Source organism: Niallia oryzisoli, from assembly GCF_043641075.1.
In the GTDB taxonomy this organism is placed as follows: Bacteria; Bacillota; Bacilli; order Bacillales; family Cytobacillaceae; genus Bacillus_BD; species Bacillus_BD oryzisoli_A.
The window spans coordinates 108,914-120,517 of record NZ_JBHZRC010000003.1 but is presented as its reverse complement, the minus strand read 5'-3'; the positions used below and the strand labels follow the sequence as shown (position 1 = coordinate 120,517).

The window sequence follows — 11,604 nt, the reverse complement described above, 5'->3', positions numbered from 1 at the left end:
AAGAAATGACATGTCCTTCATGGGGTAGATGAAGGACATTGTTGTGAAGCAAAAGAATGAAGTGTCCTTCAAAGGGTGGATGAAGGACATTGTTGTGAAGCAAAAGAAATGACATGTCCTTCATGGGGTGGATGAAGGACATTGTTGTGAAGCAAAAGAAATGACATGTCCTTCAAAGGGTGGATGTAGGACATTGTTGTGAAGCAAAAGAAATGACATGTCCTTCATGGGGTAGATGAAGGACATTTCTGTGAAATTAATTCATTTGTGGTTAATGCTATTTTCCTTGTTGATTTAATTACTCTTATTTAACGTGAACTACTTTTCGATTTAATTAGCTTCTGTAGAAACTGCTTTTTTTACTTCAACCCATTTGCGGCTCGATATGGATCGTAGAATCATTAATTTGATGGTTTTCAAGCAGCCGATCCTCCACCTCTTCGGCAATCTGGTGTCCTTCAATCACCGTTAAGGTTGGCTCAACGAATATAGTCGCATCGACGATGGCTCGGTTTCCATGCAATCTTGCCTTAATGTCCTTTACCAGCTTCACACCTGGTGTGTTCCGAATTGTTTCCTCGATTTCGTTCAGTTTTGATACCTCGAAGGCATCCGTAAGATCAAGTGCAGCATCCTTAAAAATCTCCCATGCTGTATAGCAGATGATAAATCCGACAATGCCAGCGGTCAGCGGGTCAAGCCAGCCAATACCAAAATACGATCCGGTTATACCAATGGCAGCGCCGACGCTAACTAATGCATCCGAGCGGTTATCCTGCGCAGCCGAATAGAGGGATTTACTGTTAAGACTTTTTGATAATTTCAAATTGTAACGATAGATACCATACATAAATAAGGCTGAGACCAAGGCGACCAAAGCAGTTATGATATCAGGGGTCGTATCATCCGGGTTAAAAAAGGCCTCTACAGAGCCTTTGATCACTTGAATCCCAACTGATATCATAATAAACGCAGCCACTAAAGAGGCGATGGTTTCTGCTCTTGAATGTCCGTAGCGATGGTTTTCATCCGGTGGTTTTTGCGAGATTCTTAAACCGATAAAAACAGCAAGTGAAGCCATAATGTCGGTTAAGTTATTCAAACCATCAGCTTTTAATGCTTCAGAATTTCCTAGATAGCCCATTAGTAGTTTAAAAGCAGATAAAATCACGTAGGCTAAAATACTAATTAGGGCTCCTGTTTCTGCCTTTTTTAAATTGGAGTTCCCCATAATAACCTCCTAGAAATAACATACAGATTTTCCACCTATATAGTATTGATTGGGGCAGTTGATTATATACTTGGCTGATTCGAATGGGTAACAATAAGGTTGAAGTTAAAGGCGTTATATTATGTTTTGGGGATACTTGGGGCTAAAAGTAGTATTTTCCTTATAATGAACAAAGCACTGACAGCTAAGCAAGACTTTGTTTTATAGAAGCTTTCTAAAGGACAAAACAAGCACACAAAACACCAGAACTGTCTCAAGGAGGCCTTCAACAAACGTACAATGAACAATCTAATGCATTGCGAATAATACGATATTCCAAAAAGTATATATTTTTGTTGAACTTTTATCCAATGTCTATCATAATATATATGAACACATACTCATATATACGAATAAGTGATTATATAAAGAAAGCAGGGGTTGCAATGGGCCACCATCACGGTCATTCGCATGGACACTCACACGGTCATCACCATGGACACCATCATCATGGACATTCTGCAAATAAGAAAGCATTATTTCTTTCGTTTCTCCTCATCACTACCTTTATGGTAGTCGAAGTAATTGGGGGATTAGTAACAAACAGTCTGGCTTTGCTTGCGGATGCCGGTCATATGCTCAGTGATGCGGCAGCATTGGGATTAAGCTTTTTTGCTCTTAAACTAGGGGAAAAAGCTGCATCACAATCAAAGACCTTCGGCTATAAAAGGTTTGAAATTATTGCTGCTGCCTTAAATGGCTTGACGTTAATAATTATTTCAATCTATATATTTTACGAAGCCTTTCAACGCTTTGCCAATCCGCCTGAAGTGCAAAGCATGGGGATGCTGGCGATTTCAGTCATTGGTCTCCTCGTTAACATCCTTGCCGCTTGGATATTAATGCGCGGTGACAAGGATGAAAATCTAAATGTAAGAAGTGCTTTTCTTCATGTAATGGGAGATATGCTTGGTTCAGTAGGAGCTATTGTTGCGGCATTGCTGATGATTTTCTTTGGCTGGGGAATGGCCGATCCGATTGCAAGCCTGATTGTAGCAGTTCTGATTATTATCAGCGGCTGGAGAGTCACGAAGGATTCCTTCCATATCCTAATGGAAGGAGCACCTGCTCAAATCAAACTGGAAGATGTAAAGGCAGCATTAAGTAACATTGCGGAAGTGAAAGAGGTGCATGATCTCCATGTTTGGTCAATCACTTCGGGAATGCCGATGCTAAGCTGTCATATAGCCATTTTAGAAAATGGCATCCATGATCAAATACTAGAGCAGGCCCAGGTAATTCTCCATGATGAATTCGGCATTGAACATAGCACCATTCAAGTGGAACGAGATGAATTAGGCTGTCCAAACCCTCACCAAGGCTGTAATTAGTGGTGGGCATGCTCAATAGTTTGCTTTAATATATCCATGACATGCTCGTCATCATGTGTATAGAATAAGGTAGTCCCTTCGCGGCGAAAGGTGACAAGTCGTAAATTTTTCAAAAAACGAAGCTGATGTGAAACGGTTGATTGAAGCAGGGACAATTTCTCAGCGATTTCGTTGACGGAATGCTCCCCGGTAAACAATAAATGCAGAATCCGAATTCGAGTTGGGTCTGATAAGGCTTTAAAGGTTTGCGAAACAATAAAGAGCGTCTCTTCATCTAGTTCTTTAAACTCTTCGATTGGATTTTCATTTTCCAATGCACTCACCTCCTGAACCTATTATAACGATTTTAAAAATAAAAATCATGGGCATCCTTCTAGGGCTCATGATTTTTAATTATTTCTAGGATAAAAAAGCCATATTAAAAAGGAAATGAAGGTGTTTCTTTTCATCTTTATGGCTAAGTAGTAAAATAAGAATTAGAATGGTGAAACAGTCCAAGCTGGATGTTTCGTTTCAGTACGTCATTCCACAGTTTATTCGGAGTGACTGCTGCATATTCAAGGAGGTGAACCTTCACGAAAAGTGAAGGGGGAATTGGACAGTCTAAACTTACTCATTCTTCTCATTTTAATTGCCTTAACGGCTTTTTTTGTTGCTGCAGAGTTTTCAATCATAAGAGTGAGAGGGACAAGAATTAATCAATTGGTTGAAGAAGGAAATAAAAATGCAACCGCCGCGCAAAAGGTAACGAGAAATTTAGATGAATATTTATCAACCTGTCAGTTAGGAATTACCGTTACAGCTTTAGGGATTGGTTGGCTGGGGGAACCAACAGTTGCCAGTGTGATTGACCCCATTTTTGAAAGCCTGCCGATTCCAACATCGGTATCAGGCTCCATCTCCTTTATTATTGCTTTCTCTGTCATTACATTTTTAAATGTGGTCGTTGGGGAATTGGCACCGAAGTCATTTGCCATCCAAAAAAGCGAAACGATTACACTGGCGATTGCCAAGCCGTTAGTTTGGTTCAACCATTTAACTTATCCGATTGTTTGGTTTATGAATCACTCCGCACGTTTTATTACTGGATTATTTGGCTTTAAAAATGTAACGGAAAATGAACTGTCACGCTCTGAGGATGAACTGCGCATTATCCTTTCTGAAAGCTATGAAAGCGGAGAAATCAATCAATCAGAATATAAATATGTGACGAATGTATTCGATTTTGATGAGCGAATTGCAAAGGAAATCATGGTGCCGAGAATGGAAATGGCCACTATTTCCACAAATGCCACAAAGGAAGAAGTCATTAGTATTATCGAAACAGAAAAATACACACGCTATCCCGTTACTGACGGTGGTGATAAGGATCGGATTATCGGTATCATGCATATTAAAGATCCTTTAACGGCCTGGGTGGACAACCCTGACGCGAAGGTAAAGGATTTTGTGAAACCTGTCGTCTCTGTAATTGAAACCATTCCGATTCATGACCTTTTACGTTTATTGCAAAAGGAACGCGGATATATGGCAATACTCCATGATGAATATGGTGGGACAGCAGGTCTAGTTACGATGGAAGACATGATTGAAGAAATTGTTGGTGAAATTCGTGATGAATTTGATGCGGATGAAGTGCCTGAAATCAGAAAAAAGGGTGAAGGGCATTATATCTTTGACGCAAAGCTTCTTATATCAGAAGTAAATGAACTGCTTAGAACTCATTTTGATGAAGAAGTTGTTGACACAATTGGCGGCTGGTTTTTAAATCAAAAGTATGATGTGCAATTAGGCGATGTCATCGAAGCAGAGGGCTTTAAATTTACAATAAAAGAGATTGATCAACAGCATATATTATTTATTGAAGTTGAAAGGCTGGCAGAGATTGATCAGCCGGTTGAGCCACTGGAAGAAGTGAAATAGTCCACATAAGAAAGGGAGCTGCATTTCCGAAGAACGGATGCTTCTTTTCCGGGACTTAATAATCTCCATTAGGAGCAGGTGATGTGATTGTTTTTAAAATTCTTATCAGCCCTTTTTTTACCAGGTCTCTTGGTTGTGTGGTTTACAAGGGTAACCTATAACCGAGTACTAGCCCTTGTTTTGACGGTGGCATTAATTGCAGCCTCTGTGTATAAGGGATATACCCATACCATGTGGCTGATTGTCGTAGATGCCTTTTCCTTAACAGTTGGCTTTTGGTACGGAGATCGAATCAAACAAAAAATTAAGCATACATCATAAGATGAAACCTGTCACCGTAATAAAAGGAGGCAGGTTTTTTCGTTATTGAGTATGTAAAGCTTCTTGAACGGAAATCAACGAATATCATTACGTTTATTAAATAATAGAATATTTGTTCGCTGTAAAAGTGGTTTGTTTTTATGGCATTGTGGTAGAATGGGAATAGATGAAAAAATTGGATACGGATGAAGATAGATATGGATGGAAGAATGGGAGGAAAGCATGTGAAGGATCAATTTCAATTAGTCTCAAAGTATACGCCGCAGGGGGATCAGCCTGAGGCGATTAGAAAGCTTGTAGAAGGGATTAATACCGGGAAACGGCATCAAACACTGCTCGGTGCAACTGGAACAGGTAAAACATTTACCGTTTCAAATGTCATACAAGAAGTAAACAAACCAACGTTGATTATTGCCCATAATAAAACCCTCGCAGGACAGCTGTACAGTGAATTTAAAGAGTTTTTTCCAAACAATGCGGTCGAGTATTTTGTCAGCTACTACGATTATTTCCAACCGGAGGCCTATGTCCCATCAACAGATACATTTATCGAAAAGGATGCCAGTATTAATGATGAGATTGATAAGCTGCGCCACTCGGCGACATCCTCATTATTTGAACGGAAGGATGTTATCATCATTGCAAGTGTTTCCTGTATCTATGGTTTAGGTTCGCCGGAGGAATATCGTGACCTCGTATGTTCCTTACGCGTGGGCATGGAAATAGAACGGAATCAGCTCCTTCACAAGCTTGTGGATATCCAATATGACCGTAATGATCTCAATTTCATTCGCGGGACGTTCCGTGTGCGCGGCGATGTGGTTGAAATCTTTCCCGCTTCAAGGGACGAACATTGCTTAAGAATTGAATTTTTCGGTGATGAAATAGATCGGATCCGTGAAGTAGATGCCTTAACAGGAGAAATCATCGGCGAGAGAGAGCATGTAGCCATTTTTCCGGCATCCCACTTCGTTACCCGTGAAGAGAAAATGCAGGTGGCGATTCAAAATATTGAAAAGGAGCTTGAGGAAAGACTTGCAGAGCTTCGTGAAGACGGCAAATTATTAGAGGCGCAGCGTCTCGAACAGCGGACGCGCTATGATTTGGAAATGATGAGAGAAATGGGCTTTTGTTCAGGGATTGAAAACTATTCCCGTCATTTGACACTAAGGCCGCCGGGTTCAACACCATATACACTCCTGGATTATTTCCCAGAGGACTTCCTCATTGTGATTGATGAGTCCCATGTGACGCTCCCGCAAATTCGAGGGATGTATAATGGTGACAGAGCGAGAAAGCAGGTTCTGGTGGATCATGGCTTCCGTCTCCCGTCTGCACTGGATAACCGTCCGCTTATTTTTTCTGAGTTTGAAAAGCATATCAAGAATATTGTTTTTGTTTCTGCAACACCGGGCCCGTATGAGCAGGAGCATACACCGGAAATGATTCAACAGATTATCCGTCCGACAGGATTATTGGATCCGAACATTTCGGTTCGTCCGATTGAAGGGCAGATTGATGATCTGATTGCGGAAATCAATGAGCGGGTCGAGAAAAATGAGCGTGTCTTGGTAACGACGTTGACGAAAAAAATGTCTGAGGATTTAACCGATTATTTAAAGGAAATCGGCATTAAAGTAAATTATTTGCATTCTGAAATCAAAACGCTGGAGCGGATTGAAATTATTCGCGAGCTCCGATTAGGAAAATATGATGTCCTTGTTGGGATCAACCTTTTGCGGGAGGGACTTGATATTCCAGAAGTATCGCTTGTTGCGATTCTGGATGCCGACAAGGAAGGCTTTCTGCGTTCGGAACGGTCGCTGATTCAAACAATCGGCCGTGCTGCACGTAACGCAAATGGTCAGGTTATTATGTATGCAGATAAAATGACCAATTCAATGGAAATAGCCATTAATGAGACAAAGCGGCGCCGTGCGATTCAAGAGGAATACAATCAGAAGCACGGCATTACACCGATGACCATTCAAAAGGAAATTCGCGATGTAATTCGTGCAACACATGCGGCTGAAGAGCAGGAGGAATACAGCGCGGTTTCAGGACTCGTCAATTTGTCCAAAAAGGAACGAGAAAAAGTTATTGCCGATATGGAAATAGAAATGAAGGAAGCAGCGAGAGCACTGAACTTCGAGCGTGCTGCAGAGCTTCGTGATTTAATATTAGAATTGAAAGCGGAAGGATGACGTATAGATGGCGATGGAGAAACTGATTGTAAAGGGTGCCAGAGCCCATAATTTGAAAAATATAGATGTCACGATTCCGAGAGACAAGCTTGTTGTGTTAACAGGACTTTCCGGTTCAGGAAAGTCCTCGCTAGCCTTTGATACCATTTATGCAGAGGGACAGCGGAGATATGTAGAATCATTGTCAGCATATGCACGTCAATTTCTCGGGCAGATGGAAAAGCCTGATGTGGATTCCATTGAAGGATTATCGCCGGCGATATCGATTGACCAAAAGACGACAAGCAATAATCCGCGTTCAACGGTTGGAACTGTGACGGAAATTTATGATTATATGCGTTTGCTTTTTGCAAGGGTCGGCCATCCAACCTGTCCGACACATGGAATTGAAATATCATCGCAAACGATTGAACAGATGGTTGACCGTATCATCGAATATCCAGAAAGAACAAAGATTCAAATTTTGGCTCCAATCGTTTCCGGTAAAAAGGGTGCTCATGTAAAAATCCTTGAGGATATCAAGAAGCAGGGCTTTGTACGGGTGCGAATTGATGAGGAAATGTATGATTTAGGGGAAGAAATCGAACTCGAAAAAAACAAAAAGCATTCCATCGATGTTGTCATTGACCGGATTGTTGTCAAAGAAGGAATAGAAGCAAGACTTGCCGATTCACTTGAATCTGCTTTAAAGCTTGGCGAAGGACGAGTGAAAATTGATGTAATGGGTGAAGAAGAGCTTTTATTCAGTGAGCATCATGCCTGCCCAATTTGTGGTTTTTCGATTGCGGCACTTGAGCCAAGGATGTTCTCTTTTAACAACCCTTTTGGCGCATGTCCAGATTGTGACGGTCTTGGAGTCAAGAAAAAGGTTGATGTGAGTCTTGTAATTCCGAATAAGGATTTAACCTTACATCAGCATGCCATTGCCCCATGGGAGCCTGCAAGCTCACAATATTATCCGCAGCTTTTGAAATGCATCTGCGACCATTATGGGATTGATATGGATGTACCGGTAAAGGATATTCCAGAGCATCAGATGGATAAAATTCTCCATGGTTCTGATGGTGAATTGATTCATTTCCACTATGAAAATGATTGGGGACAGGTCAGGGATAATGATATTGAATTTGAAGGAGTTCTAAAGAATATCGAACGCCGTTACTTAGATACAAGCTCTGATTATATTCGCGAGCAGATGGATAAATACATGGCAGAGCACAATTGTTCAGCATGTAAAGGATATCGTCTGAGAAAAGAAACATTGGCTGTCCTGATTGACGGCAAGCATATTGGAGAAGTGACAGCACTTTCCGTCATTGAAAGTTTAAAGTTTTTTGACGGACTCTCACTGTCGGAAAAGGAAATGCAAATTGCACATTTAATTTTCCGTGAAATTAAAGAACGTCTAGGCTTTCTTGCCAATGTTGGGCTTGATTATTTAACGCTGAGCCGTACAGCGGGAACTCTGTCAGGGGGAGAGGCCCAGCGGATTCGTCTTGCCACACAAATTGGTTCACGCTTGACGGGTGTTCTATATATTCTTGATGAGCCGTCAATCGGGCTGCATCAGCGTGACAATGATCGTCTAATCGAAACCTTAAGAAATATGAGGGATATCGGTAATACACTGCTTGTTGTGGAACATGACGAGGACACAATGATGGCTGCTGATTATTTAATTGATGTCGGGCCAGGTGCAGGAATTCACGGCGGTGAGATTGTTTCGATTGGTACGCCGAAGGAAGTAATGGAAGACCCGAACTCGTTAACAGGCCAATACTTGTCAGGTAAAAAGTTTATTCCGCTCCCGATTGAAAGACGGAAGCCTGATGGGCGTTTTATTGAAATAAAAGGTGCCAAGGAAAATAATTTAAAAAATATTAATGTAAAGTTTCCACTTGGTCTATTTATCGCTGTGACCGGTGTTTCAGGTTCAGGAAAAAGTACATTGGTGAATGAAATTTTACATAAAGCCCTGGCTCTAAAGCTAAACCGAGCAAAGAGCAAGCCTGGAGAGCACCGCTCCATTACTGGACTTGAGAATTTAGATAAAGTGATTGATATCGATCAAACGCCAATTGGAAGAACACCGCGCTCAAACCCAGCAACGTACACGGGTGTGTTTGATGATATCCGTGATGTTTATGCATCTACGAATGAAGCCAAGGTTCGCGGGTATAAAAAAGGCCGCTTTAGCTTTAATGTAAAGGGCGGCAGATGTGAAGCGTGCCGCGGCGATGGGATTATTCGAATTGAAATGCACTTTTTACCAGATGTCTATGTTCCTTGCGAGGTATGTCATGGAAAACGTTATAACCGTGAAACACTTGAAGTGAAATATAAAGGGAAAAGTATCTCTGAGATTCTAGAAATGACAGTGGATAATGCTGTTGTCTTTTTCGAAAACCTTCCGAAAATTAAGCGGAAACTGCAGACTCTGATAGATGTAGGCCTTGGCTATGTCACACTCGGTCAGCCGGCTACCACGCTTTCCGGCGGTGAGGCACAGCGGGTGAAGCTGGCTTCTGAGCTGCATAGAAGGTCTACAGGACGTTCCTTCTATATATTAGATGAACCGACAACAGGTCTTCATGTTGATGATATTGCACGACTCTTAGTGGTTCTGGAACGCCTTGTAGAAAATGGGGATACAGTCCTTGTCATTGAGCATAATCTAGATGTGATTAAGCGGGCTGATTATCTGATTGACCTTGGTCCGGAAGGCGGAGATAAAGGCGGAACCATTATTGCAACAGGAGCACCCGAGGAAATAGCTGAAGTCCCTGAATCCTATACAGGTAAATATCTAAAACCGATCTTGGAACGCGACCGCAAACGGATGCACGAGCAAATTGAGGTAACACAATAAGCGGACGTACTCCGCCTCAAGACGTATTCTCAGATTTATTGAAACAAAATGTTGTTCATTTCGTATGTATTAGATGAAGATGTTTCTCTAGGGAGGAATCATAATGAAGGAACAACGTAAACGAATTTTACAGATGGTTGAAGAAGGAAAGCTGACTGTTGATGAGGCGATTATGCTATTAGAAAAGCTTGATCAATCAACAAAGGCAATGGAAGAAAAACAGGAGCAGCTTGTGACAGAGCTCTCAACAGTTGTTCATTCAGACGAACACACGAAGCAGGATAAGCATTCACATTCGCAATCTCAGCACAGCTACCAATCCACAAAAGAGAAATTTTTTGAATTTGTGGATTCAGCTGTGAAAAAGATAAAGGATCTTGATTTAGATTGGAATTTTGGGAAACGGATAGACATTTCTCATATTTTTCAGCAAACAGATGTTACATTTAAAGAAATGGTTATTGATGTGGCTAATGGTGATGTCCGTCTGATACCTTGGGATCAAGGAGACATCCGAATTGAATGCAAAGCCCAGGTATACCGTGGAGATACTCCGGATGAAGCCAAAGCGAATTTCTTGAAGGAAGTTTCGTTTTCGGTTAAAGACGAACGGCTCTATTTTTCAACAAGACAAAAGTGGATAAAGCTTGAAACGGTTATTTACGTTCCTGAGGCGGAATATGAATATAGTGATATTCGTGTTTTCAATGGTAATGTGGAAGGGAAAAATATTAACGTAAAGAAAATAAAGGTTAAAACGGCCAATGGAAAAATCATTATGGATGCAATTAGCAGCCAGGATGTGGAAGCAGAGACGGCTAACGGTCTGATTCAATGCATTGGCTGTGAAGTAAAGTCCATTGATGCTGAAACATTAAATGGAGCCATTATGTTGAATGGTGATTTTCGCAAGATGGAACTTCAGACGTTTAACGGAAATATTCAGTGTAAAACCATTAGCCCTGAATGTGAAATGATCGAAGCAAAGACGACAACCGGCAATATTGAATTATCCATTCCGGAGCAGACTGCAGTAAACGGTATGCTGAAATCCAATCTGGGGAATTTCAATGTTGAACTGGAGGGTATCCAAATTATTGACGAAAAAAATGAGTTTATCCAAAAGACGCTGAATTTTAGAACGGTTAAAGAATCGATCGATATGGTTCAACTATTCGCAGATACCAAAACGGGATCAATTGTAATCCGAAAAGCATAGGTTTTAGGTAAGGATGTTGGTATAGCAGTTGGAAACGATGCTGGGATTTCCAGCTTTGACTATGAGGTGTTCGTATTTGAGATGGTTAGCAGGAATTTTGATTAATGCCATTTTATTTATCGCTCTTGCTGGTTTTTTTGATGAATCTTTTTATATTCAAGGGATTCTTGCGGCAATTGGTGCGAGTTTCGTGTTATCAGTGTTAAATATGATAGTAAAGCCGATTCTCGTCATATTGACACTGCCCATAACGGTTTTTACATTAGGGTTATTTTTATTCGTAATAAACGCGCTTACGCTATTGTTGACAGATTCTATCATGGGTGAGTCCTTTGAAATTGAAAGCTTCGGGACGGCCTTTCTAATCGCAGTCATCATGTCTATCGGCAATATCATTATTCAAAATTATTTAAATCGAAAAGATAAAAAGGAACAGTAACATGAAAAAAGGCTGACAAGTGATGGCT

Annotated in this window: 9 protein-coding genes; 7 read left to right on the top strand and 2 right to left on the bottom strand. The window is 41.0% G+C overall.

Annotated elements, in window-relative coordinates; translation table 11 throughout:
- Positions 1 to 364: 364 nt before the first annotated feature.
- On the bottom strand, positions 365 to 1,231 hold the full coding sequence (locus tag ACHUFV_RS12855; protein ID WP_394234691.1) for a cation diffusion facilitator family transporter: 867 nt from the start codon (positions 1,229 to 1,231) through the stop codon (positions 365 to 367).
- A gap of 425 nt (positions 1,232 to 1,656) precedes the next feature.
- Here ACHUFV_RS12855 and ACHUFV_RS12850 point away from each other — a divergent pair, with 425 nt between their 5' ends.
- Positions 1,657 to 2,601 carry a cation diffusion facilitator family transporter gene (locus ACHUFV_RS12850; RefSeq protein WP_394235093.1) on the top strand — a complete coding sequence of 315 codons (945 nt, stop codon included), beginning with the start codon at positions 1,657 to 1,659 and terminating at the stop codon, positions 2,599 to 2,601.
- On the opposite strand, the gene ACHUFV_RS12845 is transcribed toward ACHUFV_RS12850, so the two are convergent.
- Positions 2,598 to 2,915: an ArsR/SmtB family transcription factor gene (locus ACHUFV_RS12845; protein ID WP_394234689.1), complete on the bottom strand. Its 318-nt coding sequence runs from the start codon at positions 2,913 to 2,915 to the stop codon at positions 2,598 to 2,600. The two genes, ACHUFV_RS12850 and ACHUFV_RS12845, sit on opposite strands and share 4 nt — an antisense overlap.
- A gap of 280 nt (positions 2,916 to 3,195) precedes the next feature.
- On the opposite strand from ACHUFV_RS12845, the gene ACHUFV_RS12840 reads away from it, so the two are divergent.
- The 6 genes from ACHUFV_RS12840 (at position 3,196) to ACHUFV_RS12815 (ending at position 11,576) form a co-directional block, all read left to right on the top strand.
- The gene (locus ACHUFV_RS12840) at positions 3,196 to 4,524 is read left to right on the top strand and encodes a hemolysin family protein (protein WP_394234687.1); all 1,329 of its coding nucleotides are present in this window, start codon (positions 3,196 to 3,198) and stop codon (positions 4,522 to 4,524) included.
- An 87-nt stretch (positions 4,525 to 4,611) separates the two neighbouring features.
- The gene (locus ACHUFV_RS12835; protein WP_394234685.1) at positions 4,612 to 4,845 is read left to right on the top strand and encodes a CsbA family protein; all 234 of its coding nucleotides are present in this window, start codon (positions 4,612 to 4,614) and stop codon (positions 4,843 to 4,845) included.
- A gap of 224 nt (positions 4,846 to 5,069) precedes the next feature.
- Positions 5,070 to 7,049, top strand: coding sequence for an excinuclease ABC subunit UvrB (gene uvrB / locus ACHUFV_RS12830; RefSeq protein ID WP_394235091.1), 1,980 nt, complete (start codon positions 5,070 to 5,072; stop codon positions 7,047 to 7,049).
- 7 nt (positions 7,050 to 7,056) lie between these two features.
- The gene (uvrA, locus tag ACHUFV_RS12825; protein WP_394234683.1) at positions 7,057 to 9,918 is read left to right on the top strand and encodes an excinuclease ABC subunit UvrA; all 2,862 of its coding nucleotides are present in this window, start codon (positions 7,057 to 7,059) and stop codon (positions 9,916 to 9,918) included.
- 103 nt (positions 9,919 to 10,021) lie between these two features.
- Positions 10,022 to 11,137: a DUF4097 family beta strand repeat-containing protein gene (locus ACHUFV_RS12820; RefSeq protein ID WP_394234682.1), complete on the top strand. Its 1,116-nt coding sequence runs from the start codon at positions 10,022 to 10,024 to the stop codon at positions 11,135 to 11,137.
- Between the two features lie 76 nt (positions 11,138 to 11,213).
- Entirely contained in the window at positions 11,214 to 11,576 is a 363-nt protein-coding gene (locus ACHUFV_RS12815) for a phage holin family protein (RefSeq protein WP_394234681.1), read from the top strand.
- The last annotated feature ends 28 nt before the right edge of the window (positions 11,577 to 11,604 follow it).

Coding starts and splice junctions, on each gene's coding strand:
- ACHUFV_RS12820 (WP_394234682.1), top strand. CDS start 10,022: ATGAAGGAACAACGTAAACGAATTTTACAGATGGTTGAAGAAGGAAAG.
- uvrA (WP_394234683.1), top strand. CDS start 7,057: ATGGCGATGGAGAAACTGATTGTAAAGGGTGCCAGAGCCCATAATTTG.
- ACHUFV_RS12850 (WP_394235093.1), top strand. CDS start 1,657: ATGGGCCACCATCACGGTCATTCGCATGGACACTCACACGGTCATCAC.
- ACHUFV_RS12855 (WP_394234691.1), bottom strand. CDS start 1,231: ATGGGGAACTCCAATTTAAAAAAGGCAGAAACAGGAGCCCTAATTAGT.